The organism is Tardiphaga sp. 813_E8_N1_3 (assembly GCF_051811025.1).
In the GTDB taxonomy this organism is placed as follows: domain Bacteria; phylum Pseudomonadota; class Alphaproteobacteria; order Rhizobiales; family Xanthobacteraceae; genus Tardiphaga.
The window spans coordinates 3810513-3836712 of record NZ_JBPWQE010000001.1; the positions used below are offsets into that span (position 1 = coordinate 3810513).

Annotated in this window: 24 protein-coding genes and 1 pseudogene; 12 read left to right on the plus strand and 13 right to left on the minus strand. The window is 60.4% G+C overall.

The window, feature by feature from the left end:
- The first annotated feature begins 9 nt into the window (after positions 1–9).
- The 3 genes and pseudogenes from AB8A33_RS18060 (at position 10) to AB8A33_RS18070 (ending at position 3627) form a co-directional block, all read left to right on the plus strand.
- Positions 10–837, plus strand: coding sequence for an enoyl-CoA hydratase/isomerase family protein (locus AB8A33_RS18060; RefSeq protein WP_439093991.1), 828 nt, complete (start codon positions 10–12; stop codon positions 835–837).
- Between the two features lie 172 nt (positions 838–1009).
- Entirely contained in the window at positions 1010–2236 is a 1227-nt protein-coding gene (locus tag AB8A33_RS18065; RefSeq protein ID WP_439095964.1) for an ABC transporter substrate-binding protein, read from the plus strand.
- A gap of 174 nt (positions 2237–2410) precedes the next feature.
- Positions 2411–3627, plus strand: a pseudogene (locus AB8A33_RS18070) (ABC transporter substrate-binding protein).
- A gap of 10 nt (positions 3628–3637) precedes the next feature.
- Here the strand turns inward: AB8A33_RS18070 and AB8A33_RS18075 are convergent.
- Positions 3638–4018, minus strand: a complete 381-nt coding sequence (locus AB8A33_RS18075; protein WP_439093992.1) for a hypothetical protein — start codon at positions 4016–4018, stop codon at positions 3638–3640.
- A 118-nt stretch (positions 4019–4136) separates the two neighbouring features.
- Between AB8A33_RS18075 and AB8A33_RS18080 the strand changes: the two genes are divergently transcribed.
- A complete protein-coding gene (locus AB8A33_RS18080) occupies positions 4137–4346 on the plus strand; it encodes a hypothetical protein (protein WP_439093993.1) in 210 nt (69 codons plus the stop codon).
- A 50-nt stretch (positions 4347–4396) separates the two neighbouring features.
- On the opposite strand, the gene AB8A33_RS18085 is transcribed toward AB8A33_RS18080, so the two are convergent.
- Positions 4397–5536, minus strand: coding sequence for a hypothetical protein (locus AB8A33_RS18085; protein ID WP_439095965.1), 1140 nt, complete (start codon positions 5534–5536; stop codon positions 4397–4399).
- Between the two features lie 275 nt (positions 5537–5811).
- A complete protein-coding gene (locus AB8A33_RS18090) occupies positions 5812–6465 on the minus strand; it encodes a glutathione S-transferase family protein (RefSeq protein WP_439093994.1) in 654 nt (217 codons plus the stop codon).
- Positions 6466–6645: 180 nt separating this feature from the next.
- Here AB8A33_RS18090 and AB8A33_RS18095 point away from each other — a divergent pair, with 180 nt between their 5' ends.
- Positions 6646–7869, plus strand: coding sequence for a polyhydroxyalkanoate depolymerase (locus AB8A33_RS18095; protein ID WP_439093995.1), 1224 nt, complete (start codon positions 6646–6648; stop codon positions 7867–7869).
- A 228-nt stretch (positions 7870–8097) separates the two neighbouring features.
- Here the strand turns inward: AB8A33_RS18095 and AB8A33_RS18100 are convergent, their stop codons facing one another.
- A complete protein-coding gene (locus AB8A33_RS18100; protein ID WP_439093996.1) occupies positions 8098–9195 on the minus strand; it encodes a helix-turn-helix transcriptional regulator in 1098 nt (365 codons plus the stop codon).
- A gap of 242 nt (positions 9196–9437) precedes the next feature.
- Positions 9438–10616: an MFS transporter gene (locus tag AB8A33_RS18105; protein ID WP_093760636.1), complete on the minus strand. Its 1179-nt coding sequence runs from the start codon at positions 10614–10616 to the stop codon at positions 9438–9440.
- Between the two features lie 63 nt (positions 10617–10679).
- Between AB8A33_RS18105 and AB8A33_RS18110 the strand changes: the two genes are divergently transcribed.
- Positions 10680–11480 carry an AraC family transcriptional regulator gene (locus AB8A33_RS18110; protein ID WP_439093997.1) on the plus strand — a complete coding sequence of 267 codons (801 nt, stop codon included), beginning with the start codon at positions 10680–10682 and terminating at the stop codon, positions 11478–11480.
- Between the two features lie 6 nt (positions 11481–11486).
- Here the strand turns inward: AB8A33_RS18110 and AB8A33_RS18115 are convergent, their stop codons facing one another.
- The 4 genes from AB8A33_RS18115 to AB8A33_RS18130 form a co-directional block, all read right to left on the minus strand.
- Complete coding sequence (locus tag AB8A33_RS18115) at positions 11487–11945, minus strand: RidA family protein (protein ID WP_439093998.1); 459 nt, start codon at positions 11943–11945, stop codon at positions 11487–11489.
- 34 nt (positions 11946–11979) lie between these two features.
- Complete coding sequence (locus AB8A33_RS18120) at positions 11980–13647, minus strand: AMP-binding protein (protein WP_439095966.1); 1668 nt, start codon at positions 13645–13647, stop codon at positions 11980–11982.
- Positions 13648–13791: 144 nt separating this feature from the next.
- Entirely contained in the window at positions 13792–14610 is an 819-nt protein-coding gene (locus AB8A33_RS18125) for an alpha/beta hydrolase (RefSeq protein ID WP_439093999.1), read from the minus strand.
- A gap of 10 nt (positions 14611–14620) precedes the next feature.
- Positions 14621–15127 carry a MarR family winged helix-turn-helix transcriptional regulator gene (locus AB8A33_RS18130; protein ID WP_068732176.1) on the minus strand — a complete coding sequence of 169 codons (507 nt, stop codon included), beginning with the start codon at positions 15125–15127 and terminating at the stop codon, positions 14621–14623.
- 339 nt (positions 15128–15466) lie between these two features.
- Between AB8A33_RS18130 and AB8A33_RS18135 the strand changes: the two genes are divergently transcribed.
- The 6 genes from AB8A33_RS18135 (at position 15467) to AB8A33_RS18160 (ending at position 20622) form a co-directional block, all read left to right on the plus strand.
- Positions 15467–16639, plus strand: coding sequence for an ABC transporter substrate-binding protein (locus AB8A33_RS18135; RefSeq protein WP_439070750.1), 1173 nt, complete (start codon positions 15467–15469; stop codon positions 16637–16639).
- A 102-nt stretch (positions 16640–16741) separates the two neighbouring features.
- Positions 16742–17662 carry a branched-chain amino acid ABC transporter permease gene (locus tag AB8A33_RS18140; RefSeq protein ID WP_439094000.1) on the plus strand — a complete coding sequence of 307 codons (921 nt, stop codon included), beginning with the start codon at positions 16742–16744 and terminating at the stop codon, positions 17660–17662.
- Between the two features lie 12 nt (positions 17663–17674).
- The gene (locus tag AB8A33_RS18145) at positions 17675–18658 is read left to right on the plus strand and encodes a branched-chain amino acid ABC transporter permease (protein WP_439094001.1); all 984 of its coding nucleotides are present in this window, start codon (positions 17675–17677) and stop codon (positions 18656–18658) included.
- A complete protein-coding gene (locus AB8A33_RS18150) occupies positions 18655–19407 on the plus strand; it encodes an ABC transporter ATP-binding protein (RefSeq protein WP_439094002.1) in 753 nt (250 codons plus the stop codon). The genes AB8A33_RS18145 and AB8A33_RS18150 overlap by 4 nt, the downstream gene beginning before the upstream one ends.
- Complete coding sequence (locus AB8A33_RS18155; protein ID WP_439094003.1) at positions 19407–20105, plus strand: ABC transporter ATP-binding protein; 699 nt, start codon at positions 19407–19409, stop codon at positions 20103–20105. Before AB8A33_RS18150 ends, AB8A33_RS18155 begins: the two co-directional genes overlap by 1 nt.
- A 61-nt stretch (positions 20106–20166) precedes the next feature.
- Positions 20167–20622, plus strand: coding sequence for a cupin domain-containing protein (locus tag AB8A33_RS18160; RefSeq protein WP_068732164.1), 456 nt, complete (start codon positions 20167–20169; stop codon positions 20620–20622).
- A 94-nt stretch (positions 20623–20716) separates the two neighbouring features.
- Here AB8A33_RS18160 and AB8A33_RS18165 read toward each other — a convergent pair whose 3' ends face one another.
- From AB8A33_RS18165 to AB8A33_RS18180, 4 genes are all read right to left on the minus strand, one after another.
- On the minus strand, positions 20717–21967 hold the full coding sequence (locus AB8A33_RS18165) for a flavin-dependent oxidoreductase (RefSeq protein WP_439094004.1): 1251 nt from the start codon (positions 21965–21967) through the stop codon (positions 20717–20719).
- Between the two features lie 58 nt (positions 21968–22025).
- Positions 22026–24377, minus strand: a complete 2352-nt coding sequence (locus tag AB8A33_RS18170) for a bifunctional salicylyl-CoA 5-hydroxylase/oxidoreductase (RefSeq protein WP_439094005.1) — start codon at positions 24375–24377, stop codon at positions 22026–22028.
- A gap of 150 nt (positions 24378–24527) precedes the next feature.
- The gene (locus tag AB8A33_RS18175; protein WP_439095967.1) at positions 24528–25370 is read right to left on the minus strand and encodes an enoyl-CoA hydratase family protein; all 843 of its coding nucleotides are present in this window, start codon (positions 25368–25370) and stop codon (positions 24528–24530) included.
- A gap of 53 nt (positions 25371–25423) precedes the next feature.
- On the minus strand, positions 25424–26185 hold the full coding sequence (locus AB8A33_RS18180; RefSeq protein WP_439094006.1) for an SDR family NAD(P)-dependent oxidoreductase: 762 nt from the start codon (positions 26183–26185) through the stop codon (positions 25424–25426).
- Positions 26186–26200: the final 15 nt, after the last annotated feature.

Here is a 26200-nt window from a genome sequence, read left to right on the forward strand (position 1 = left end):
TGAAGCCCGATGCCGACCGACACAACAGTTGCGCCTGAAACCGATGACGAAGTGCTCTACTCCGTCGCCGACGGCATCGCGACCGTCACGCTCAATCGTCCGCAACGGTTGAACACAATCTCACGTGAGATGCTGTCGCAGCTCAGCAATCTGTTTCTGAGAGCCGATGCCGATCCTGACGTGCGCGTCATCATCCTGACCGCCACCGGCCGCGCCTTCTGTGCCGGACTCGACATGGCCAGCGCCACCAAGGGCACCGGCATCGGCTCCGCCAACGATGCCAACAACAGCCGCACCACGCTCGATCTCAAGACTGCGCCTCCGATCGTGATGTTCAACATGGAGAAGCCGACCATCTGCGCCATGAATGGCGCCGCCGCCGGCTATGGCATGGACGTCGCGCTGGGCTGCGACATGCGCATCATGGCGGAGAGTGCCAAATTCGCCGCGGCCTTCGTAAAACGTGGCGTGGCGCCTGAATCCGGCGGCACCTGGTTTCTGCCGAGGATGATTGGCTGGGCCAAGGCGGCCGAGCTGATCTTCACCGGCCGCACACTGTCGGCGCGCGAAAGCCTCGAAATGGGACTCACCAACGAAGTGGTTGATGATGCCGAGTTGATGACGCGCGCCAATGCCGTGGCTGCCGAGATCGCCGCCAATGCGCCGCTCGCGGTGCAGGCTGCCAAACGCATGATGCGTTCAGGTCTGTCGGAGAGTTTTGGCGACCACGTCCATCACGTCTTCCTGCAGTTGCTGCCACTATTTCGCACAGCGGATTTTCGCGAAGGCATGGCGTCGTTTCTCGAGAAGCGCCCGGCCAAATTCACCGGCAACTGAGCGCAACGCACAAACATATCGACGCGGTGTTGTGCGCCGCGTCACGCTTTACTGATTAAGTCAGCTTTCCAACTTCAGGGCTTGGTGCATACTCCCGCATTCGAGCCGCATCACAAAAACCTGCGTAGACGGGCCGATGCGGTTGATCGAACCACAGGGAGGACACTTGACCATGCAGCATGACTGGAAAGTTCTGCGAGTGACTTTGCTCGCCGGCGTTGTCGTAGCGCTTACGTCCACCGCAAGCCACGCGCAGAAGAAATACGATACTGGCGCCACCGATACCGAGATCAAGATCGGCAACATCATGCCGTATAGCGGCCCGGCTTCCTCCTACGCGACGATCGGCAAGACTGAGGCCGCCTATTTCAAGATGATCAACGAGAAGGGCGGCATCAATGGCCGCAAGATCACCTTCATCAGCTATGACGACGGTTACAGCCCACCGAAGACGGTGGAGCAGGCACGCAAGCTGGTCGAGAATGACGAAGTGCTGTTCATCATGAACCCTCTGGGAACGCCGGGAAACACGGCGATCCAGAAATACATGAACACCAAGAAGGTGCCGCAGCTGTTCGTCTCGACGGGCGCCGCTAAATGGGCCGATCCGAAGAACTTCCCATGGACCATGGGCTGGCAGCCGAGCTACCAGGCCGAGGCACGCATCTACGCGCAATACGTCATGACGAATCATCCCGGCAAGAAAGTCGGCGTGCTCTATGCCAATGACGACTTCGGCAAGGATTACATCATCGGACTGCGTGAGGGCTTCGGCGACAAGGCCAAGGACTACATCGTCTCTGAGGTGCCCTACGAGACGGCGTCACCGACGGTGGATTCACAGATCGTGCAGATCAAGGCAGCAAATCCCGACGTCTTCATCAACATCGCCACGCCGAAATTCGCTGCGCAGGCGATCAAGAAGGTCGGCGAAATGGGCTGGAAGCCGGTCCATATCGTCACCAACGTCTCGGCATCGGTGGGCAGCGTGATGAAGCCCGCGGGCTATGCCAACTCGCAGGACGTGCTTAGCGCGGCCTATATGAAGGATCCCAAGGATCCGACATGGAAGAACGATCCCGGCATGCTGGAATGGTCGGCCTTTATGGACAAGTACTATCCCGAAGGCGACAAGGAAGACGGCGCCACCGTGTTCGGCTACGGCGTGTCGCAGGGCATCGTCCAGGTGCTCAAGCAATGCGGCGATGACCTCACCCGCGAAAACATCATGAAGCAGGCGGCGAGCCTGAACATGGAGATCGGCATCTATCTGCCGGGTACCAAGATCAAGACCAGCCCGACCGACTTCAGCCCGCTGGAGCAGCTTCAGATGCAGCGGTTCAAGGGCGAAAGCTGGGAGCTGTTCGGACCGCTGATGTCCGGTGAGAAGAACTCGTAAGCGATACGCGCCGGCGTCCCCTCCCCTGAGCCGGAGGGGACGCACGCGTGCTGAGCCACGCGCTCTCGTTGCTGGCCCCCTCTCCTCAATCGTGCATACTCGACGCAAGGCGCGGCGATCGACGGTCCATTCAGATGGAGCGCATCGCGGAAATACAGAACGTCAGAGGAAACGATGCACAGGACACTGGCTCGCGGGATGTCTCTCGCGCTTTCCGCGCTCATGTTCGGCGCGCTGGCCACGCCATCTCACGCGCAGAAGAAATACGATCCCGGCGCCAGCGATACCGAGATCAAGGTCGGCAATATCATGCCCTATAGCGGGCCGGCGTCATCCTATGCCTCGATCGGAAAATCCGAGGCGGCGTATTTCAGGATGCTGAACGATCAGGGCGGCATCAACGGCCGAAGATCAATTTCATCAGCTATGACGATGCCTACTCGCCGCCGAAGACCGTCGAGCAGGCGCGCAAGCTGGTCGAGAGCGATGAAGTGTTGCTGTTGTTCAATCCGCTGGGCACGGCGACCAATTCCGCGATCCAGAAATACATGAATCTCAAGAAAGTGCCGCATCTCTTCGTATCGTCCGGCGCCTCGAAATGGGCCGATCCAAAGCACTTTCCGTGGACCATGGGCTGGTCGCCCAGCTACCACAATGAGGGGCGCATCTGGGCTGCATGGATCCTGAAGAACCATCCCGATGCGAGGATCGGCGTGCTGTTCCAGAACGACGACATGGGGAAGGACTATTTCAGCGGCGTGCGCGAAGGGCTCGGCGACAAGGCGGACAAGATGATCACGGTGCAGGCGAGCTTCGAGACCAGCTCACCGACAGTGGATTCGCAGATCGTCCAGATCAGGACCGCCAACCCCGACGTGTTCCTGAACATCGCCTCGCCCAAGTTTGCCGCGCAGGCGATCAAGAAGGTGGCCGAGCTGAACTGGAAGCCGGTGCAGATGCTGGTCAACGTATCGCAATCGGTCGGCTCGGTGATCAAGCCCGCAGGCTTCGACAATGCGCAGGGCGTGATCAGCGCGGCCTATATGAAGGATCCCACCGATCCGCAGTGGAAGGACGATCCGACCATCAAGGAATGGCTTGCCTTCATGGACAAGTATTATCCCGACGGCGACAAGAACGACATCTACACGCTGTACGGCTTCGGCATTGCGCGCACGCTGGCGCATATCTTGGAGCGATGCGGCGACACGCTCACCCGGGAGAATGTGATGAAGCAGGCCACCAGCCTCGATTACGAGGTCGGCATCTTCCTGCCCGGCACCCGCGTCAAGACCAGCCCAACCGACTACAGCCCACTGCAGCAGTTGCAGATGATGCGTTTCAAGGGCGAACGCTGGGAACTGTTTGGACCCGTGCTGAGCAGCGAGTAGGACGAGCGCCCTACTTCGCCGCATCCTTGGCAGACGCTGGCGCATCCTTGGCCGCCGGCGCGTCTTTCGCGGCAGCTGGAGCTTCCTTCGCAGCTGGCGCCGGCTTCTTCTGCGCCGCCTGCAGCTCCTCCACCGTTTTCTGCAGGGCAACGACGGTAGCCTTTAGCGCCTCGACCTGCCGATTGGCCGCATCCAGCCGTTGTTGCTGATCAAGCCGCAGCTTTCCCAGCGTCTGCTGCAGGAAATTGACGTTGCTTTGCAGGCAGCTGGTGCGGCGCTCCATGGTCTTTTCGACCGTGCAGATCTCGATTCCCGGCACATCCTGCGCCTGCGCCTTGGCGGCGCCCAAAATGGTCAGCAATGTCGTCGCAAGGACTGTTCGGCCGCGCATCGTTTTCCCCATCATGTCCGTCATGCCGCCAAGACCAAGCGGTGCTGGCGCCCGGCTGTCAACCAGGTGTGATGGGAACGAAGAAGATGTCCGCCCGTTCCTTGGACCGGAGCACCTCATGGCGACGCGTGAACGACGGCTGGCCGAATTCGATGGCCAGGGTGATCCTGAGCCTGATCAGGTGGTGCAAGTGTTGTGCGAGGACCACAGCGGCACCTATCAGCTGCCCTTTCCTTGCGTCTTCACAGATGGCGAATGGCGCAATGCCGAGACGGGCAGCATGGTCGAGGCACGCGTAGTCGGATGGCGGCTGCCACGTACAGCGTGAGCGCCGTGTGCCTGCTTTAGGGGGTGGCGGTGTGCTGCGCCGACCGGCGCTTACGCGTACAGATACCCGACCGGCTTGCCTTCGGTCCGCAGCGGACGAATATCCTTCTGTGTAATGATCTTGGCCGCCAGGCCATCGATTTCGTCACGTTGTGTCGGCGTCCAGCTTCGAAGCTGCTCCATGCCCTTCAGGAGGCCGAGTCGGAGGACTTGCGTATTCTCGCCCATCCCGATGAGGCTGGTCGAATTCTTGCCCGCCGTCACCACGTCACCGGCCCCAAGTTCGAACGTTTTTCCGGCACTATCCACGAATTCGGCCGTGCCGCGAATGACGCGATAGATCACGACCTCGCCTTTCGCGAAGGAAGCGGCGTCCACCGCCGAGCTGCCGCTCTTCGGCAGGAGTGACTTGCCATGCGGATCGGTTGCGATGATGTGACCCGTAACAAGATGACCGCTCGGAGCCTCGATGCCAATATCGCGCACATAGACGGGCGCCGCCGACTTGATGGTGTCATCAGCCAGCAGCTTGAAGAGCGCGTCCAGCGCCAGCGGATCCTGAAGCCAGAAGCCTGCATCGTCCGGACGATCATGCAGCGCATGGGTCCAGGCCACACGTGGCGTCTCGGCTTCGTTGATCTGATCGGGGCCCACGATCGTCGGGTTCGGGAAGGTCGTCGGATCGGTCACAAAGGCTTCAAGAAACTTGCCGGAGTAGCCCATGGAGAGGGGATCGGGCACCACCGTCTGCGGCGTCTTCAGGTTCTCCTCGGTAGACAATCCCGACCAGGTGTAGAACAGCTGACGATGCACGATCGCGCTCTGCAGCATCACCGCCCCGGGGCCTACATTGTAGAAGCGGCCGTCGTAATCGAAGGTGAACATCCCCGACGTGACCAGCACGAGTTGGAAGCCGCCTGGTGGAAGATGCAGATGGAAATCGGTGGGGCCGGTGTCTTCGCGATAGATCGGCAGATTGGTCGCGACTTCATGGAGCAGGAAAGTTTCGTTATTGGCATGAAAGCCTTCATTCGCGCGGCTATAGAGCGCCTGCGGGCGATAGGTCGCCTCGTATGTCGTGTCCTTGTGCCGATCGATCGCTACAAAATCCCCATGATTCAGGCGGAGAGGGTCGCCGTTCGGGTGCTTAAGCCCGGGCCATTTGAGGTCGATCGCAGCATGTACATTCATGAAGATCCTCCATGTGTCTAAAAAACACCCGGGGACCGAACTGTAATTGGCGTGCAGTCGATCGGCAGCCAACGCAATGCGGCTCGCGAGAAATTACTGCTATGCGAAAATCGCGCCAGCTGGCGTCAAAGGCGTTTTGATACCAATCGCGCTCGTTAGCAGGTGATCTGGCGGCCAAACCGCGCAAATCCCCGGGCGAGCGCTACAAATTCTGGATACAAGTTGAGCACGCCCTGCCCGATCCGTAAGCCGGCGTGGCGTTGCCGAACTATCAATCAGTACTCAACCTCGAGCTCTTCGATATCGGTAGGCTCCTGCCTGGCCGCAGCAATCCATTCCTGCATTTCGGGCAGGTTCATCACCATGCTGGCATAGGCTGATAGCTGCGGATCGAGCTTGACGTCATAGGTCGCGAAGCGCGTCACCACCGGCGCATACATGGCGTCCGCCATGCTGCGGGTGCCGAACAGGAAAGGGCCGCCTGACTTCGATAGACACTCACGCCAGATCGTGCAGATCCGATCGATGTCGGCTTGCGCGCGCGACCAGACCTTGAAGTTCGGAAAATGCCCCTTGATGTTGACCGGCAGCGACGCCCGCAATGTCGTGAAGCCGGAATGGATTTCGCCCGAAATCGAGCGGCAATGCGCCCGCAGAATACGGTCCGCCGGCAATAAACTTGCTTCCGGCATGATCTCGTTGAGATATTCGGCGATTGCAAGCGTATCCCAGACCACCGCCCCTTCATGGCGCAGGCAGGGCACGAGGATCGATGAGGAGAGCAACAGGATCTCGGCCCTGGCGGAGGCATCGTCCGGCGCCGTAACGACTTCGTCGAACTCAAGGCCTGAGAATTTTGTCAGCAGCCACCCTCGCAATGACCACGACGAGTAGTTCTTGCTGCTAATGGTGAGTGTCGCGTTGGCCATGACTTAATCCCCTTACGCCCAAACCCAGGCAGCCCATCAGCCCTCGGGGTAACCGGTTCCCGGCTGCCCATTGCTTGTGCTGCTTTAATTTTATTCAGCAAACCACGTGCCAGTTTTCCAGACGAATTGACTCTTCTCTGGCTTCAATATTGCATAGCAACGAAGCAGGGATAGCTCCGGATGATGTCAATGATGTATCAGGCCTACCAGAATCACATGGATCTGACAGCACCTTGGCGCACCGGTGCGTCTGCCGCATTGAAATACCTCAATCTCGTCCCGGCCGGCACGTCCGAGAAACTGTTCGGGCGCCTCGCGGCAGCACTTGAGCTGATCTCACGCTCCGCCCTCACCTATCATCGACCCGAATTCGATATCGGCAAGGTGATGGTCGGTAACGACGAGCATCAGGTGACGGAAGAAGTCACTTTCAAGACGCCGTTCGGATCGCTGCTACACTTCAAGAAAGAGAATGCGCCGGAGCAACCGCGCATGCTGCTGGTGGCGCCGATGTCCGGCCACTTCGCGACGCTGCTGCGCGGCACCGTAAAGACCCTGCTGCAGGATCATGACGTCTATATCACAGACTGGCACAACCCGCGCGACATACCGCTCAATCAGGGCAAGTTCGGCCTCGACGAATATACCGAGCACCTGATCACATTCATGAATGAGCTCGGCCCGCGTTCGCACATGGTCGCGATCTGCCAGCCTTCCGTGTCAGCGCTGGCTGCGGCTGCCATCATGTCGGAAGACAATCATCCCGCGCGCCCGGCAAGCCTGACGCTGATGGCCGGCCCTATCGATACACGCATTCAGCCGACCAAGGTCAACGAGTTCGCCAAGAGCAAGCCGTTGAAGTGGTTCGAAGAGAACATGATCAACTACGTGCCGCTCCAGTGCAAAGGCGCGTTCCGGCAAGTCTATCCCGGCTTCATTCAGTTGACCGCATTCGTCTCGATGAATCTCGAGCGGCACATCAAGTCCCATGTCGATCTCGCCGATCATCTCGCCAAGGGCGAGATCGAGAAGGCGGAAGTCATCAAGACGTTCTACGACGAATATTTCGCCGTGATGGATCTGCCTGGAGAGTTCTATATCGACACCATCCGCGACGTGTTCCAGGAGCATCTGTTGCCGCAGGGCAAGCTGACCTACAAGGGCCGGACCGTGAACTGCGCATCGATCAAGCGCATGGGGCTGATGACGGTCGAGGGCGAGAAGGATGATATCTGCTCGATCGGCCAGACTTTGGCAGCCCAGGATCTCTGCACCGGCGTGCGAGCCTATCGCAAAGTCCATCACATGCAGGCGGGTGTTGGTCATTACGGTGTATTCAGCGGACGCCGCTGGAACAACGAGATTTATCCGCTGTTACGAGATTTTGTTCACGTCAATTCCTGAAACCCTGCGTTGTATACAAATAGTCGGGCGCTTCACCCAAATTGGTGACGCGGATGTCGCAGGAATAACCTACGTCGATACCGGGAATCGTTTAGCGGCCGCGTCAGCAGCATGACAGCGGTTTCTTATTACCGCTTCGGCGGACCGTGTATTGACGACTGCACGATTTTTCACCGGACATACTGCGCATCAAGGCCGGCCATCGTGCCGGCCTTTTTCCTGGATTTTTCAGGCGTCACGGTCCCGGATCAATTGAACTCGCGGCTGGCCCAGAAGCCGAACCAGATCCACCTGCCTATCGACACCAGTTTTCATGAAGACGGATTTCAGCTGGGTCCGCACGGTATTCAGGCTGACGCTCTGCATTTTCGAAATGGAGTCGACTGAGTTGCCATCGATCAGAAGGCTGGTGATCCGCGCTTCGGCCGGCGTCAAATCGAACAGAGCCTGCAGAAGCTCCGGACCCGGGCTGCGCTGCTGGGTGATCGGCGTCAGGAACAGGATCGAGACAGCGCCCGCAAAAACATCGAGGCCAGCCAGACGGAGCGGCAACACATGCGCAATCAAAGGCGGGCTCTTGTCGGCACCTGCAATGGGAATGGATCGGCCCGTCTTGGCCAGAGATACGGGCTTGGCGAGCGCCTCCAGGAAAAGCGCGTTGGCGGTCGGAGAGTTGAATTGCACTTGATCCTGCGCGCCCACGCTGACCGTAGCCGTGCTGGCAAGGAAACCGGGATTGGTTGCGACCACCCGTCCCGTCTGCGTTAGCGCCGCAGCGGGCAGCCCGATCATCTCCAGCGTCGCAACAGCGGTGCGCGCGCGTTCGAAACCGAGGCGCCCGGCCAACACGGCAGCCCGCGCCAGATGCGGGCGAAGCTGGTCGAATTGCTCCGCAATCGCCCGAGGAACCGGCCCCTTCGCAAATGCCTTCTCAACCGACAAGACGAGCATGTCTCCTGACGGCGATCTGATCGAGGTGCCAACGCACCATCCGAGCCCCCCGGGTCGCAGCAAATCCCGATAGAAGCTCTCATTATCGAGCTCTTCCAGCGTGAAACGATCGAGATCGGTCAAGAATCGCGGCTCGGTGTTCGGTATCAATCGCTGAGCACGCGGATTGTTGTGAGCAAAGGGCCCCTTCGTCCAGCGATCAATTCGTTCGCGAATCTTTTCCGATGACATCCAGCGTGGCGTGCCCGGCGCCACCGCAAAGATCAGCGAACCTTCCGCGTCGGCAATCTCCGCAAGCCGGTCGAACACTTGTGGCCAACGCTCCGGCACAATCCCGGCTTCATAAATTTCATCGACGAGCGCTTCAAAGTTCACGGACGTATCCAGCAAAACGGTTCCCGGCGGCTCGCGTCTCGGTCATCACGGTCAGAAAGCAGCGCCCCATCACGCAACACCGCAGACAGCAGACTATTCCCGATGCCAATCGGAAATCTGCGATCGCGATACTGATGTGCGCGAAATGCCACTTTCGCCAGCCGCCGTTCGAGAAGCGAATGGCATTGTCTCCGCCTAACTAGACCGGTCCCGTGCTACTCGCCAGTGTGAAGCGAGAAGTTTTACGCCACAGGCGCTTTTGCTGGCGGCAACTCCCGCGGCAAAATCAATGCGGCGACGATCACCAGCGCCGACAAGGCGGCAAAGGCGTGCAACATCATGATGAAGCCACCCTGCTCGTACAACCATGCGACGAGGCCGACTGAAGCACCTGCTGCGGTGAAGCCGACGAAGTAACGCACGGCATAGGCGCGTGACCGCCACTCCTCGCTTGTATACTTGCCGACGATCGCCTCATTAACGGTGATCTGCCCGAACAGACCAATGATGATCCCGATCGCGACGACAATCAGTGAGATGTTCGACTGCGACGCTGCGAAATACAGGAACGGCGCGAGCACCAGCGACAACGGCACGCTCACTGCCTTCAGCGAGTGCTTATCTATCAGCTTGCCGATGTTGTACTGGGTCGCCGCGCCGAAGACGTAAACGCAGGCGGCAATGATGCCGAGCAATGCGGGGCTGTCCGTCATATCGGACAGACGCTCGGCAAACAGTTTTGGCAGCGCGACAGTGATAGCGTTGAAGACGGTGGAGATCGCGACCACCGTGACCAACAGTGCAAGGATCACACGCCACATGTCGGACTTCGCGACGCGCGCTTGCGCCGCGGCCTGTTTGAATCCCGAGCGATCTTCATGCGCGACCTCGCGCATGAAGACAACACCAGCTGCAACAGTGACGAGGCCGGGAATGATGAAGGCCCAGCGCCAGCCGAGGAACTGACCGAGTACGCCGGTGATCAGTGCGGAGGATGCCACGCCGAAATTGCCGAACACGCCATTAATGCCCATCGCACTGCCGAGCTTGTCGGCATAGGAGACGATCATCGCCGTGCCGACCGGATGATAGATCGACGCGAACAGACCAACCGAGAACAGCGCCGCACCAAGCTGCAAAGGCGTCTGCACCAGGCCGACAGCCATCATCGACAGACCGATGCCGTAGAAGAAGATCACCATCATGTGGCGGCGGCTCCAGCGATCACCGAGCCAGCCGGTCACCAGCGATCCCGCTCCAAAGGCCATGAAACCGGGCGTCGCATAGGGTAGCAGCTCGGTATAGGTCATATTCATGGCCGGGCCCATCACGAGCACCGCCGCCGCAAAGATCAGCATCGCGTAGTGGTCGATGAAATGGGCGACATTAACGAGGGTGATGACCCGGCTGGGGACGTTCATGAATCGATTCCTTGGCAACCTTGGAATGCCGTTATATGAGCTTGCTCTAACGGGATGTCGCCAATGAATGTCGCTGAACCGCCAATCCTGGACTTATCCGAGCGCCGGCGCTCGGCGACCGACGGCGTCCACATCCTGGCGACGCGCTACCACAAGGGCATCCGGCTGGACACCCATGCCCATCGTGAGGCGCAACTCGTGTTCGCCGCTGCGGGCACTATGCAGGTCACGACTCCGAAGGGCCGTTGGCTGGTGCCACCGGATCGCGCGGTCTGGGTGCCGGCCCACCTGCCCCACGCCATCGACGTGCTAGCCGACATCGAGATGCGCTCGCTGTATTTCAACGTCGACTGGCTGGCGCGGGATCGACGCAATGGCGATCTCGCAGCGGAGTTCGTGGTTCGCGTGTCGCGCCTGTTGCACGAGGCGATCCTGGCCCTATTCGATGGGCGCGATGACGTCGCGCGCAATCAGCTATTGATCGAGATTGCCATGCTCGAACTGCATCAGGCAGGCGATCCCGCAACGTTCATGCCGCTGCCGCAAGAGCCGCGCTGCCGACGCGCGGCGGAGATGGTGCTGGCCGATCCGACGCAGACTTACGAGATCGAAACATTGGCGCGCGCCGTTGGCACGTCTGCACGTACATTATCGCGGCTTTTTTCAGCAGAGACGCAATTGAGCTTCAAGAGCTGGTGTCAACGCGCCCGGATCGCCGAGGCGATCGAACGCCTGTCGATGAACCGCAACGCGTCGGTAAAGCAGCTCGCTGCCGACCTCGGCTATGCTAGCTTCTCGGCGTTTTCGCACGCGTTCCGGCAAGTGACGGGCAAGAGTCCGACGGAGTTTATCGAGGCGAAGTAGTGCCGCTTAACGCGGCACCACCGCAGTCGCTTCGATCTCGACGCGCGCAGCGAGTTCAACCAGACGCACGACCTGCACCAGCGCCATGGCCGGATAGTGTGTACCGAATATCTCGCGATAGGCCTGACCGAGCGCTTTCAGATTGCCCAGATATTCTTCCATATCGACGACATACCAGGTCAGCCGCACGAGATGCTCGGGCTTCGCGCCACCTTCCGCAAGGATGTCGGAAATGTTCTGCAGTGCCTGACGCACCTGCGACACGAAATCCGGCCTCAGCTTCTCCTCGGCGTCCCAACCGATTACACCGCCGGTGACGACGATACGGCCATCGGCTGTCATGCCGTTGGCATAGCCTTTGGGCTTCGGCCAGCCACTTGGCTGCAATGCGCGCGAAACGGATGCTGCAACATCGCCCTTTGCGTTTGGCACCACGGTCAATGTCGGGCCCTTAGGTGCATTCACCGGGCAATCCTCCCTGAAAGAAACGTTTTCAAACTTATGCAGCAACGGTCGGTGACGCGCCCGCCGCGGCCTGCTGGCGAAGCGCAAAGCGCTTCAGCTTGCCGGTTTCGGTCTTGGGTAGTTGCGTCACGAATTCGATGGCGCGTGGATATTTGTAAGGCGCGATCTCGCGCTTCACGTGGTTCTGCAGCTCAGTCGCCAGCGCGTCGCTCCCTGCCTGACCGGGAGCCAGAACGACATAGGCCTTTACGATCATGCCGCGGTCGGCATCGGGGCAACCAACAACGCCACAATCGACCACGGCTTCATGAGTGAGCAACGCCGCTTCAACGTCGGGGCCGGCAATATTGTAACCCGCTGACACGATCATGTCGTCGGAGCGCGACTGGTACCAGAAGTAGCCGTCCTCATCCATCAGGAACGTATCGCCGGTGATATTCCAGCCGTTCTGCACGAATTTGAGCTGACGCGGATCAGCGAGGTATTTGCACCCCGTCGGGCCTTTGACTGCGAGGCGGCCGAGCGTGCCGGGTGCCACTTCGTTGCCTTCGTCGTCAACGATCCTGGCGACATAGCCGGGCACCGGCTTGCCGGTCGAGCCCGGGCGAATTTCCTCTTCGATGGCGCAGATGAAGATATGCAGCATTTCGGTACCGCCGATACCGTCCATCAACTTGATGCCGGTCGCCTTCAGCCATGCATCATAGGTACCCTTCGGCAACGTTTCGCCGGCCGACACGCATTTGCGGAGCGTCGAAAGATCGTACTGATCAATCTTGCCGAGGATCGCGCGATAGGCGGTCGGCGCAGTGAAGCAGACCGTGACCTTGTGCTTGGCAACAGCCAGAGGCAGCTCTTCCGGGCCGGCCTTCTCGAGCACCACGAAGGACGCACCGATATGCAGCGGAAACAGCACGCCGCCAAAGCCGAACGTGAAGGCCAGCGGCGCCGAACCAATGAAGCGGTCTTCCGGGCTGGCACGCAGCACGTTGCGTGCAAAGCCGTCGCACACCGCAAGCATGTCGCGGTGGAAATGCATGGTGCCCTTCGGGTCGCCCGTCGTGCCCGACGTGAAGGCGATCAGGCAGATATCATCCGAGGCCGTATCGACGGCGGTGAATTCCGGGCTGGCCTCGGCGATCATCTTGTCGAGTTCGGCTTCGCCGGTGCCCCAATAGACCACGCGCTTGAGTTCAGGCGAAACCGCCTTGGCCTTCTCCATTTCGTCGGACAGCTTGCTGTCACAAAGTGCCAGCGAGATCTTCGCCTTCTGCAGCGGATAGGACAGTTCCTTGGCGCGCAGCAGCGGCATGGTCGATACGCAAACGCCGCCAGCCTTGATGATAGCAAGATAGGTCGCAACCATCATCGGATTGTTGGCCGAGCGCAGCAACACGCGACCACCGGTGACAAGACCGAGCTTGTTGACCAGCACGTTGCAGATCTTGTTCACGAGCTCGTAGAGCTCGCGATAGGTATAGCTCTCGTTCAGCCCGATCATGCACGGCGCGTCGCCGCGCCCTTCGGCAACCCAGCGATCGAGAAACGGCACCACGCAATTGATGCGCGGCGGATAGTGAAATTCTGGCCGGGTGAACAGAAACTCCGGTAGCTGTTCCGGCGGGGGCATATTGTCCCGCGCAAACGTATCAACATGCGCCGTATAAGGCTTTGTCAGCTGAGTATCAGCGGCCATTGCAATGCTCCCGTCACGTCAGATGCCCGGCAACGTCATCCAAATATCATTTTAGACTTAAAACAGTTTTCCGCAACTGCGGAGTCTTGCGGCACGCCGAAATTTTCGGCTGAGGATGCGAATTTGCGCAGTTTGTTTAGGCAACCGCGCCTAAAGCGTGGCCAGCGCCTTTAGCCGCAGCACCATGGCGGACTGCGGATCGGCCAGCGGTGCGACGGCGGTAAAATGATTTGCGCCGGGAAGCGCCTCGAAGCGCGCGGGAATATGGACACCCCAGGCGTCGACGATGCTTTGGCTCTGCCGCAAATATTCGACACCCTCGTCGCCACCAACCACCGCATCGAGAGACCCACGCGAAGGCACCCGCCAGAACAACGGACTGACCTCACGGGCGCCGGCATCGTTCAAATGCAATGCATTGTTGATGGACGTCGGCACCAGCGGCGCCAGATCGAACAGCCCAGAGATCGCATAGGCGCCGACAATCAGGTCCTGCGGCAGCGCGGAATCCAGCGCGCGCCAGTCCGTCGCCAGCATGCAGGCGGCGAGATGACCGCCCGCGGAATGGCCCGACACGACAAGTCGCCGGCCGAGCTTCGCCAGTTCGCGGGTCGCCGCACGCATCTGCCCGATAATATCACCGACCGAGACGTTCGGACACAAATCGTAGCTGGGGATTGCCACGCTGATGCCATGGCCATTCAGCCCCCTCGCCAAATGACTGAAGTAAGAGCGGTCCAGCGCCTGCCAATAGCCGCCATGGATGAAAACGACGATCGGACCTTTGTCTTCGCCGGGAAAGTAATCGACCGCGTGCCGCGCGCCTGAACCGTACGGAATGACGCGCATCGGCGCGCCGCTGTCGCGATAGGCTTGGGCACCTTGTGCCCAGCCGGCGATCAGCGCGGAGCTTTCCGGGACTTTTGCACGATTGTTGTATTCGGCTTCGAGATCGATCACTGCACTCACCGCGTCGCGTTTACGGCGCCTTGCCGTTCGCTGCCTTTTGCGCCGCTTTCTGCGCGGAAGCCTTGGTCTTGGCCAGCAAACGCATCAGCTCACGGACATCCTTCGGCGCCAAATCGCTGAAGATTTCGGCGATCCAGGTCTCGTGTTCTTCGGCCATCTTGCGAAACTCGGCGCGACCGAGTTTGGTGAGCCGGATCACCTGCACCCGGCGATCGGTGTCCGAGGTACGGCGATCGACATGGCCGGATTCCACGAGACGTTCGACCAGACCGGTGACATTGCCGTTCGACACCATCATCCGCTTCGAGACATCCGACAGAGTCATACCGTCGGGCACCTTGTCGAGTTGGGCCATCAGATCGAACCGTGGGAGCGTCACGTCAAAGCGCTCGCGCAAACGGCTGCGGACTTCGCCCTCGATCAACGTCGTACAGGTCAGGAGCCGGAGCCACAGGCGCAGCTCATCGCCGTGATCATCGGGAAGTTCGACGGCCTTGGTCTCGGAATCGAGAATCATGATGCAATCTTACCTGCTTGGAGCTCCCGCGGCGGCCACGAGACCGGCAATCCACAATCTCGTACCGCCCCGGCACCGATCCTTTGACCTTCAAGGAATTCCCGCCCGACCGCAAGCCAAAACGCCGCAGCCTTGACCACCGTCGATTTTGAATATTTCTTTAAGGTTCAAATAAATTGGCCTGCGGTTTGCATAGCCAAATCGACTGATTTCTTGAGCCTGGAGATCACTTACGCTGCTTGCGGCTGCCGCCGTGGTGAGCATAAGCTAGGCAAAAGAACAAATTTTGGGTTGGCGCATTTTTCGGCTGCCTGTCGCGGCCGAGTGGAGGAGAAGTTGATGAAGCAGTCTTTCAAACTGGCCGGTTTGGCCGCCCTGATGAGCGTCTCGGCTCTGCCGGCTATGGCGCAGGAGAAGATCAAGGTCGGCGTGATCGTGTCGCTGTCGGGCGCCGGTGCCGTGCTCGGCCAGCAGGCCCGCGACGGCTTCAATCTCGCGGTCAAGGATCTTGGTGGCAAGATGGGCGGCAAGGATGTCGAGGTCATCGTCGTCGATGACGAACTCAAGCCCGACGTCGCCGTGACCAAGGTCAAAGGCCTTCTGGAGCGCGACAAGGTCGACTTCGTGGTCGGTCCGATCTTCTCCAACATCCTAGGCGCGATCCATAAACCGGTGACCGAGAACAAGACCTTCCTGATCTCGCCGAATGCCGGCCCGTCGAGCTACGCGGGCAAGGAGTGCAATCCGTACTTCTATGTGACGTCGTATCAGAACGACCAGATCCACCAGATCCTCGGTAACGTCGCCCAGAAGCGCGGCTACAAGAAGATCTATCTGATGACCCCGAACTATCAGGCCGGCAAGGACTTCGTCGCCGGCGTGAAGATGGACTTCAAGGGCGAGATTCTCGAAGAGTCTTTCATCCCGCTCGGTACGCTGGATTTCCAGGCCGAACTCTCGAAGATCGCATCGATGAAGCCTGATGCCGTACTCACCTTCATGCCGGGCGGCATGGGCGTGAACCTCGTCAAGCAGTACAAGCAGGCCGGCCTGCTCGACCGCATTCCGTTCTTGTCGACCTTCACCGTCGATGAATCGACGCTGCCGGCTCAGCAGGACGCGGCAATCGGCATGTTCGGTGGCTCGAACTGGGCACCGACCCTCGACACACCGCAGAACAAGAAGTTCGTGGCAGAATACGAGAAAGCCTATAATAGCGTGCCGGCGACCTACGCCTTCCAGTCCTATGACGCGGCCATGCTGATCAACAGCGCCGTCGTTGCCGTGAAGGGCGACCTCTCGGACAAGGCCAAGGTGGCTGCAGCCATGAAGAAGGCCGACTTCCCGTCGATCCGTGGCGGCTTCAAATTCAGCAACAACGGCTATCCCGTTCAGGACTTCTTCCTGACCAAGGTGGCCAAGCGCGCTGACGGCAAGTTCCAGACCGAGATCGTCGAGAAGGTGTTCTCGAACTACGGCGATCGCTACGCCAAGGACTGCGCTGCGCAGTAATCGCCCTGGCGATCACTCATCACCGGGCCGTTGCCGCGAAGGCGGGACGGCCCGGTGTTTTATCGGCCCGTGTTTATCTCAGTATAGAAACCAAGTTATCTGATGACCCTCACGCTTGCCCTCGTCCAGATCCTGAACGGCCTGCAGTTCGGATTGATCCTGTTCCTGATCGCCGCCGGCCTCACGCTGGTGTTCGGCGTCATGGACTTCATCAATCTTGCGCATGGTGTGCAATACATGGTCGGCGCCTACCTCGTTGCCGCCTTCACCACCATGACCGGCAGTTTCGTCGCCGGCCTCGCACTGGCGCTACCTGCTGCACTGATTTTCGGACTCCTGCTGGAGGTCCTGATCTTTCGACATTTGTATGATCGCGACCATCTCGATCAGGTGCTCGCGACCTTTGGCGTCATCATCTTCCTCAATCAGGCCGTCAAATACATCTGGGGCGCAGCGCCGCTAAATGTTGCAATTCCTGACGCGCTGTCGGGCGCGGTCGAGATCACCGACGGCATGCTCTATCCGGTGTGGCGTCTCGTCATCATAGCCGTCGGTCTTGCTGTCGGCCTCGCGCTCTATCTCGTCGTCAACAAGACCAAGCTTGGCATGCTCGTGCGTGCCGGCGCCAGCAACGCTGCCATGGTGTCAGCGCTCGGCGTCAACATCCGCCTGCTGTTCACCATCGTGTTCGGCGTCGGCGCCATGCTCGCAGGCTTCGCCGGGGCCATGGTTGCACCGATCCTCTCGGTAGAGCCCGGCATGGGCGACAATGTGCTCATTCTGGCTTTCGTGGTGATCGTCATCGGCGGCATCGGCTCGATCCGCGGTGCCTTCATCGCGGCGCTGCTGATCGGTCTCGTCGATACGCTCGGACGTTTCTTCGCGCCCACGCTGCTCAAGCTGCTGCTCGATCCCTCGGCGGCCAGCCAGACCGGCCGCGCCATTGCGCCGATGCTGATCTATATCCTGATGGCTGCGGTATTGTTTTTCCGGCCATCCGGCCTGTTCCCGTCCAAGCAGTAACGGGAGCAGATCATGAACAATCTCGTCGACCTCGACGCTACCCCTGCTCTCGTGACGCCGCCGCGAGCCAGCCGCGCTTATGTTTTGCCTCTGATCGTGTTCGCGATCTTCGCCCTTGTGCCACTCTCGGTGCTGTGGGGATCGCAAAGCTTCATCCTCGCGCTGGTCACACGCATCATGATCCTGGCGCTCGCCGCCATGTCACTCGATCTGCTGATCGGCTACGGCGCCATGATCTCGTTCGGCCATGCCGCCTATGTTGGCCTTGGCGCCTACAGCGTCGCGATCCTTGCCAGCCACGGAATCACCGACGGCTTCATCCAGCTTGCGGTGGCGCTCGGTGTCTCGCTCATCTTCGCTCTCTTCACAGGCGCGATCTCGCTGCGGACCAAGGGCGTGTATTTCATCATGATCACGCTGGCTTTCGGCCAGATGCTGTTCTTCCTCGGCACTTCGCTGGCTGCCTATGGCGGTGACGACGGGCTGACGCTGGCCTCGCGCAGCATGTTCTTCGGCTCGAAGTTCCTGAAGAACGACGTGACGATGTATTATGTCGCCTTCGGCATGCTGCTCGGCGCTTATCTGCTGCTCCGCGCTATCGTCGCATCCCGCTTCGGTCGGGTGCTACGCGGCATTCGCGAGAATCCCGTGCGCATGGAAGCGATCGGCTTTGCGCCGTATCGCTATCAGCTGACGGCCTATGTCATTGCCGGCATGATTGCCGGTGTGTCGGGCTTTCTGCTCGCCAACCAGACCGAATTCGTCAGCCCGGCCTATACGGCCTGGCAACGCTCCGGTGACCTGATCTTCGTACTCGTGCTCGGTGGTCTCGGCTCGCTGCATGGCGCGATCATTGGCGCCGCGGTGTTCAGCCTGCTCGCAGATATCCTGTCGCATTACACCGAGAACTGGGCGCTGATCTTCGGGCCTATCCTCATTCTCGTCGTGCTCTATGCACGCGGCGGCATCACTGGACTGTTCGGGAGCAAGTCATGAGCAGCGCTCCGCTTCAGCTGCAAAACATCTGCAAGAACTACGGCGCATTGCGCGTCACCGATGATGTGTCGCTGAATATCGAGGCCGGCGAATTGCACGCCATCATCGGCCCCAACGGCGCCGGCAAGACCACGCTGATCCACCAGATCTCCGGTCATGCGCAATCGGACTCCGGCCGCATTATCTTTGACGGCCAGGACGTCTCGCGGCTGCCCATGGCAGAGCGTGCGCGGATGGGTCTGGTGCGCTCGTTCCAGATCACCTCGATCCTGCCGCGCTTTTCCGCGCTGGAGAATGTCGCCATCGCTGTGCAAGCACGCAGCGGCTCAAGCTTCAGCTTCTTCGGCAATGCGTCGAAGGAGCCGGCGCTGAATGACACTGCCATGACACTGTTGTCGCGCTTCGGCCTCGCTGCTCGCGCAAGCGTGCCGGCCGGGCAGATGTCGCATGGCGAGAAACGCCAGCTCGAAATCGCCATTGCGCTGGCTGCAAAGCCCAAGCTGCTGCTGCTGGACGAGCCGCTCGCCGGTACCAGCCACGATGAATCACAACGACTGATCAACACGTTGCAAGAGCTGCGCAAGGAGCTTCCCATCGTGCTGATCGAGCACGATATGGACGCCGTCTTCGCACTGGCTGACCGCGTCTCGGTCCTGGTTTATGGCCGCATCACCGCGTCCGGCTCGCCGCAGAGCATTCGCGACAATGCAGAGGTGCGCGCCGCCTATCTCGGCGAGGAGGCCGCCTGATGCTCTCAGTCTCAAATCTCCAGGCTGCTTACGGCGCCGCCAAGGTTCTGTTCGATATCTCGCTCACCATCAATGCCGGTGAGGTCGTGACCCTGCTCGGCCGCAACGGCATGGGCAAAACGACCACCATCAACGCCATCATGGGCCTGATCCATCCCACCGGTGGCACCGTCACATTCGACGACAAGCCGATGGCCGGGTTGCCGTCCTATCGTATCGCCCAAGCGGGCATCGGTCTGGTGCCCGAAGGCCGCCAGATCTTCCCGACACTGACAGTGGAAGAAAACCTGGTCGCTACCGCCGCCGTGCGGCATCCACCGGCGCGCTGGACGCTGGACAAGATCTACGAGCTGTTTCCGCGTCTCAAGGAGCGTCGCAGCAATCTCGGCACGCAGTTGTCGGGCGGCGAGCAGCAGATGCTGGCCGTCGGCCGCGCGCTGATGACCAATCCGAAACTGCTCATTCTCGATGAAGCCACCGAAGGCCTTGCGCCGCTCATTCGCGTTGAGATCTGGAATTGCCTGAAGAAGCTCAAGGCCGAGCATCAGTCCATTCTGGTGATCGACAAGAATGTCGATGCACTCGCCGGCTTCGCCGACCGCCATGTCGTGATCGAAAAAGGCCGCGTGGTGTGGACCGGCACATCCGAGCAACTGAAGAGCGACTCCACCGTGAAGGACCGTTTCCTCCACGTTTGATCAACTGTTTTCGAGTACCACCCGACGCGTCGTAATGCGTGACCCAAGGAAGGACCATCCGATGAAAACCGAGATCGCCGGCATCACCCGCGCCAATGAAGGCATGCAGGGCATCACCTGGAATATCCTCGGCCAGACCTACGTGCCGAAGAACTGCAGCGAGGATTCGTTCTCGTGGCACGCCACGTTCCCGCCCGGCACTTTCGTGCCGCCGCACATTCATCCTGACCAGGATGAGTATCTCTACATCCTCGAAGGCAAGCTCGACTTCTTCCTCGGCGGCTCCGAAACTTCGGCCACGCCGGGCGATCTGGTGCGCCTGCAGCGCGGAATTCCGCACGGCATCTTCAACAAGTCCGATCAGAACGCCAAGGTGCTGTTCTGGGTCTCGCCAAGCCGCCGGCTCTATGACCTGTTCTGGGCGATCCACAACATGAAAGAGCAGAAGCCCGAGGACGTTGTGGCGCTTGCTGCCGAATACAACATCCACTTCCTGCCGCCGCCTCCCGGCGCGTAAGGCGCGGCGCTAATAGCTACAGACATCGACGCAAAATGGCCGGGCTCTGCCCGGCCATTTTCGTATTAGCTTGTTCACACGTGCAGCAGTTGGATCAACCGTTCACCACGGCCAGCCCGGGCTGCGCCGCAAAGCCAGCCTTGTGCGCATAGCCCTTCACGATGGCTTCGCGCTGCGCGTAGCTCAGCACGTTCTCGACATTATCGAAGCCGTCCGGCGCGATCTGCTCCACGGCGTCAATGACCCCTTCCGGACCACCGCGGCGGTTGGAGCGCACGATCTCGGCCGTCATCGGCAGGCGCTTGCGCTCATAGGCCATCAACGCCTGGCGCGGATGCTCGGCATGAGCCAGTGAGTCGGCCAGCGCGCGCGCATCGAGGATCGCCTGTGAGGCGCCGTTGGAGCCGACCGGATACATCGGATGCGCTGCATCGCCGAGCAGCGTGACGCGGCCGCCCGACCAGTACGGTAGCGGATCGCGGTCGCAGCAAGGATATTCCCAGAACTCCGGCGTCGCCGTGATCAGCGCCGGCACGTCGATATGCGGCACATTGAAACGCGCCACATGCGGCATCAGCTCGTCGCGTTTGCCGGGACGTGACCAGTCCTCGCGGCGCGGCGGTAGTGTGCCACCCTCGCCGGTCTTCACCAGCACGGCCCAGTTGGTGAGCCGATTGCCCGCAGCCTCACCTTCGGCAATTGGATAGACCACGACTTTGGCGTGGAGACCGCCAGCGACAATCATCGAATTGCCGGTGAGGAAAGCCGGCCAGTCGCGCGCACCACGCCACAGCATCAGGCCGTTCCAGACTGGATGTCCTTCGTTCGGGAACAGCGTGCTCCGAACCTTGGAGTGGATGCCGTCGGCGCCGATCAGAATATCGCCGCGCGCGGTCTCGACATGATTGTTGTTGCGATCGAAGAAATAAGCGGTGACGCCGCCTTCGTCCTGCGTGAAGTGACCGAGTCGGCGACCCGTGTGGATCGCCTCGGCACCGAGGCGCTCTTCCACCGCGCGATGGATCGCGGTCTGCAGACGGCCGCGATGAATCGAGAATTGCGGCACGTCGTGACCGGCGCCGAAACCGCGCTTCTCGCGCCAGACTTCCTGACCGTGGCGGTTGAGATAATGCAATTCATCGGTGCGGATCGCGACGGCATCGAGCCTGTCGAGCAGACCGAGGCCGGCGAGTTCGCGGATCGCATGTGGCAGCGTATTGATGCCAACGCCAAGCTCGCGGATGCTGTCAGCCTGTTCGTAGAGTTCGCAATTGATACCCCGCGTCCGCAGCATCAAGGCGGTGGTCAAACCGCCAACGCCACCGCCCACGATGATTGCTTTCATCAGCCCAACTCCACTTTACGCAACGCCGAGAATTTAGCCGCTAAACTCGCATGCCCAGTCATTCAGCTGCAAGTGGCTTTGCCGCCTCCGCACGCATCTCGGCGCGGGTCTTCGGCTTAGCCTTAATTTTCAGGTCTTCGAAATCCTGCTTGTCTCTGACGCTGTTGCGGAAAATCTGCTCCTTGCCGGGCATATATTGGGGCGGGCAATAGGCGTCCTTTGCACCATACCAGGCAGCCGCCTTGATGGTGAAGGACGGGTCGGTCAGGTGCGGACGGCCAAGTGCGACGAGATCGGCGCGGCCGGCGGCCAGGATCGTATTGATTTGATCCGCAGATGTGATGTTGCCGACGCACATGGTAGCAACGCGGGCCTCGTTACGGACCTGATCGGAGAACGGCGTCTGGAACATGCGGCCGTAGATCGGCCGCGATTCCTTCACCGTCTGCCCCGTCGAGATGTCGGCGAGATCGACACCGGCTTCGGCGAAGGCGCGGGCGATTTCCACGGCATCGTCGCCAGTGTTGCCGCCCTCGGCCCAGTCGGTCGCCGAGAAACGCACCGACATCGGCTTGTGCGCCGGCCACGCTTCACGCATTGCCGTGAATACTTCGAGCGGGAAGCGCAGACGGTTCTCAAGGGAGCCAGCATATTCATCGGTGCGCTTGTTGGTCAGCGGCGACAGGAAGCTCGCCAGCAGATAGCCGTGCGCCGTGTGCATCTCGAGCATGTCGAAGCCACAGCGCTCGCCGCGGATCGTGGCGGCCACGAACTCTGCCTTGACGCGGTCCATACCAGCGCGGTCGATCTCCGCCGGCACCTGACTGTCCGGATAATAGGCCAGCGGAGACGCCGAGACGATGTCCCACGCGCCGTCGGCGAGCGGGCGGTCCATGCCGTCCCACATCAGCTTGGTCGCCCCCTTGCGGCCGGCATGGCCGAGCTGCAGGCAGATCTTGGCGGCGGACGTGTTGTGCACGAAATCGACAATGCGCTTCCATTGCGCTTCCTGCTCGTCGGTCCAGAGACCTGCGCAGCCGGGCGTGATGCGTGCGTCGCGGCCGACGCAGACCATTTCGGTGAAGACGAGACCGGCGCCGCCAATGGCACGCGAGCCGTAATGCACCAGATGGAAATCGTTCGGCACGCCCTCTTCCGCCGAATACATGCACATCGGCGACACTACGGCGCGATTGGCAAGCACCATATCCCGCATCTTGAACGGTTGGAACATCGGCACTTCCGGCTTATCGACATCGACGTCGAAGCCCTGCGCCAGCACCTTCTGCGCAAACGACTTGTCGACTTCCTTGACGAAGTCCGGCGCGCGCAGCGTCAGGTTATCGTAGGTGATCGCCTTGGCGCGGGTCATGACGCCGAAGGCGAACTGCACGGGGTCGAAGTCCCAAAAGCGATCCACGTGCTCGAACCAGACCAGCGACACGTCCGCCGAATGCTGGATCTTCTCGACCTCCTCGCGGCGACCGTGTTCGTAGTCGTGCAACCCGGCCTCAACAGTGGGCGCCTTCGCCATCGCATCATGCAATGCGATGGCATCTTCCATAGCGAGCTTGGTGCCCGAACCGATGGAAAAATGTGCCGTCGCCTTGGCGTCGCCGAGCAGCACCATGTTGTCCTTGACCCAGCGCTTGTTGCGGATCATCGGGAAGTTGCGCCACATCGAACGGTTGATCAGCAGCTTGTGGTCGCCGAGGAAGCCCTTGAAAATATCGTGCATCCGATCGGCGGATTCCTGCTCGCCGAGGCCTTCCAGCCCGGCACGCTTGAAGGTCTCCGGATCGGTCTCGAAGATCCAGGTCGAACGGCCAGCCTCATACTGGTATGCATGGGCGATGAATGGTCCCCACTCGGTCTCCTGAAACAGGAAGGTGAAAGCATCGAGCGGCTTGGTTGAACCCATCCAGGTGAACTTGTTCGAGCGCAAATCTACTTCGGGCGCGAAGTGCTCGATATACTTGTTACGGAAGTGGCTATTGATACCATCGGCCAGCACGATGAGATCGGCATCGGCGAAACGTGCTTCGTCGGTGATATCGACTTCGAACAGCAGATGGACACCGAGTTCGCGGGCCCGGTCCTGCAGGATCATCAGCAGCGTACGGCGCGAACAGCCGCAGAAGCCGTTGCCGCCGACCCGGTGCACGGTGCCGCGGAAGTGCACCGCGATATCATCCCAGTAGGCGAATTCCTGGGTGATGCGCTGATAGCTCGGAAGATCGTATTTCTCGAAGTTGTCGAGGGTGGCATCGGAGAACACCACGCCGAAGCCGAAAGTGTCATCGGGACGGTTGCGCTCATAGACCGTGATCTCCGCCTGCGGCCGCTGCTTCTTCAGCAGGATCGCAGAATAGAGGCCCGCCGGCCCGCCACCGATAATCGCGATCTTCATGACAGCCTCCGCAGTCGTGCCTGGATGGAGATATTTTAAACCTAAAACAATTCCTGGCAAGCCTGACAAACCGGCAATTCGCCAGCTTTGATGCACATCAAACTATCACCGTGACCGGCGCACTCAGTCCCGGCCTCGATATTAAGGGCCTCAATTGCCCTCGAACTTCGGCTTCTGCTTGTTCGCGAAGGCATGAAACGCCCGGGCGAAATCTTCGGTGGTCATGCACAGCGCCTGCGCCACCGCCTCAGCCTCGATCGCCTCTTCCACCGACATCGCCCACTCCATCGACAGCATGCGCTTCGTCATGGTGTTGGCATAAGTCGGCCCCTCGGAAATCTGCTTGGCCAGTGTTTGTGCCTGGCCCAGCACTTCCGCCGGCGCAACGATACGGCTGAAGAAGCCCCAGCGCTCGCCCTCCTCAGCCGTCATGAAGCGGCCGGTGTAAAGCAGTTCCGAGGCACGGGACTGACCGATGATACGGGGCAGGATCGCGCAGGCGCCCATGTCGCAGCCGGCCAGACCCACCTTGTTGAACAGGAAACCGACTTTGGCGCCGGTCGCCGCCAGTCGCATGTCGGAGGCCATCGCCATGATCGCGCCAGCGCCAGCGCAGATGCCCTCCACCGCGGCGACGATAGGCTGCGGGCAGGCGCGCATCGCCTTGACCAGATCGCCGGTCATCCGCGTGAAAGCGGTGAGATCTTTGGTGTTCATCTCGATCAACGGACCGATGATCTCGAACACATCACCGCCCGACGAGAAGTTGCCGCCGGCGCCGGTGACGACCACAACCTTGACGTCGTCATCCATCGTGCAGGCACGGAAGAAATCCGTCAGCTCACGGTAGCTCTGAAAGGTCAGCGGATTCTTGCGCTCCGGCCGGTTCAGCGTCACCGTCGCGATACCATCGGTTACCGCCAGCAGGAAATGCTCAGGCTTGAACTCGGCCAGCGGCAGCGTGACGGGATTGGCGACCTTGTTCTTGACCATGACTGACATATTGGCTCCCAGAAATTTGTTCGGTTCTTGTTGTTGCGTATCAATCAGACTTCGCCGCCGGCGACGGCAATGCTCTGGCCGGTGATGGAACTGGCGCCGGTGCCGCACAGCCACAGCACCGCGTCGGCGACTTCGCCGGGCGTCACCAGACGGCCCTGCGGATTGTGCTTCGCCAATTCGGCCACAGCTTGTTCGCGCGTACGGCCGGTCTTGCTCATGATGTTGTCGATGCTGCCTTCGAGCAGATCGGTCTCGGTGAAACCCGGGCACACCGCATTCACGGTGACGCCGCTCTTGGCGACTTCCAGCGCCACCGAGCGCACGAGACCAACAACGGCGTGCTTCGCAGCGCTGTAGGCGCTCACATAACCATAGCCCTTGAGGCCAGCCGTCGAAGCAACAGCAATGATGCGGCCACTCTTGCGCTTGACCATCTCGGGCAGCACAGCCTGCGCCGCATAGACGACGCCCATGAAATTGACGTCCATCATGCGCTGAAACAACGCTGCGTCGGATTTCACGAAGGGCGCGGATTCCGCGGCGCCTGCATTGGCCACCAGGATATCGATCGGCTGGCGTTTCCCAGCATCGGCGATCGCGACATTCAGCGCGGTCTGATCGGACACATCGGCGGCAACAGCATAATGCGCGTCGCCGGCCGCGACGACCTCGTTCAGCACTGCAAGATTGCGCCCCATGATGGTCACGGTCGCACCGGCCTGCACGAGTGAGGCTGCGATGGCACGGCCGATGCCGCGGCCGCCGCCGGTCACCAGAGCGTGGGAGGAGCGAGACAATCCGGACATGCGTCACCTTCCGCA

Bases quoted from the DNA above. Each gene is read 5' to 3' on its own strand.
- AB8A33_RS18155 (WP_439094003.1), top strand. From the start codon at position 19,407: ATGCTCTCAGTCTCAAATCTCCAGGCTGCTTACGGCGCCGCCAAGGTT.
- AB8A33_RS18060 (WP_439093991.1), top strand. From the start codon at position 10: ATGCCGACCGACACAACAGTTGCGCCTGAAACCGATGACGAAGTGCTC.
- AB8A33_RS18160 (WP_068732164.1), top strand. From the start codon at position 20,167: ATGAAAACCGAGATCGCCGGCATCACCCGCGCCAATGAAGGCATGCAG.
- AB8A33_RS18090 (WP_439093994.1), bottom strand. From the start codon at position 6,465: ATGGCCAACGCGACACTCACCATTAGCAGCAAGAACTACTCGTCGTGG.
- AB8A33_RS18135 (WP_439070750.1), top strand. From the start codon at position 15,467: ATGAAGCAGTCTTTCAAACTGGCCGGTTTGGCCGCCCTGATGAGCGTC.
- AB8A33_RS18095 (WP_439093995.1), top strand. From the start codon at position 6,646: ATGATGTCAATGATGTATCAGGCCTACCAGAATCACATGGATCTGACA.
- AB8A33_RS18080 (WP_439093993.1), top strand. From the start codon at position 4,137: ATGGCGACGCGTGAACGACGGCTGGCCGAATTCGATGGCCAGGGTGAT.
- AB8A33_RS18140 (WP_439094000.1), top strand. From the start codon at position 16,742: ATGACCCTCACGCTTGCCCTCGTCCAGATCCTGAACGGCCTGCAGTTC.
- AB8A33_RS18110 (WP_439093997.1), top strand. From the start codon at position 10,680: ATGAATGTCGCTGAACCGCCAATCCTGGACTTATCCGAGCGCCGGCGC.
- AB8A33_RS18130 (WP_068732176.1), bottom strand. From the start codon at position 15,127: ATGATTCTCGATTCCGAGACCAAGGCCGTCGAACTTCCCGATGATCAC.
- AB8A33_RS18175 (WP_439095967.1), bottom strand. From the start codon at position 25,370: ATGGTCAAGAACAAGGTCGCCAATCCCGTCACGCTGCCGCTGGCCGAG.
- AB8A33_RS18170 (WP_439094005.1), bottom strand. From the start codon at position 24,377: ATGAAGATCGCGATTATCGGTGGCGGGCCGGCGGGCCTCTATTCTGCG.
- AB8A33_RS18180 (WP_439094006.1), bottom strand. From the start codon at position 26,185: ATGTCCGGATTGTCTCGCTCCTCCCACGCTCTGGTGACCGGCGGCGGC.
- AB8A33_RS18145 (WP_439094001.1), top strand. From the start codon at position 17,675: ATGAACAATCTCGTCGACCTCGACGCTACCCCTGCTCTCGTGACGCCG.
- AB8A33_RS18065 (WP_439095964.1), top strand. From the start codon at position 1,010: ATGCAGCATGACTGGAAAGTTCTGCGAGTGACTTTGCTCGCCGGCGTT.
- AB8A33_RS18150 (WP_439094002.1), top strand. From the start codon at position 18,655: ATGAGCAGCGCTCCGCTTCAGCTGCAAAACATCTGCAAGAACTACGGC.
- AB8A33_RS18105 (WP_093760636.1), bottom strand. From the start codon at position 10,616: ATGAACGTCCCCAGCCGGGTCATCACCCTCGTTAATGTCGCCCATTTC.
- AB8A33_RS18075 (WP_439093992.1), bottom strand. From the start codon at position 4,018: ATGCGCGGCCGAACAGTCCTTGCGACGACATTGCTGACCATTTTGGGC.
- AB8A33_RS18165 (WP_439094004.1), bottom strand. From the start codon at position 21,967: ATGAAAGCAATCATCGTGGGCGGTGGCGTTGGCGGTTTGACCACCGCC.
- AB8A33_RS18085 (WP_439095965.1), bottom strand. From the start codon at position 5,536: ATGAATGTACATGCTGCGATCGACCTCAAATGGCCCGGGCTTAAGCAC.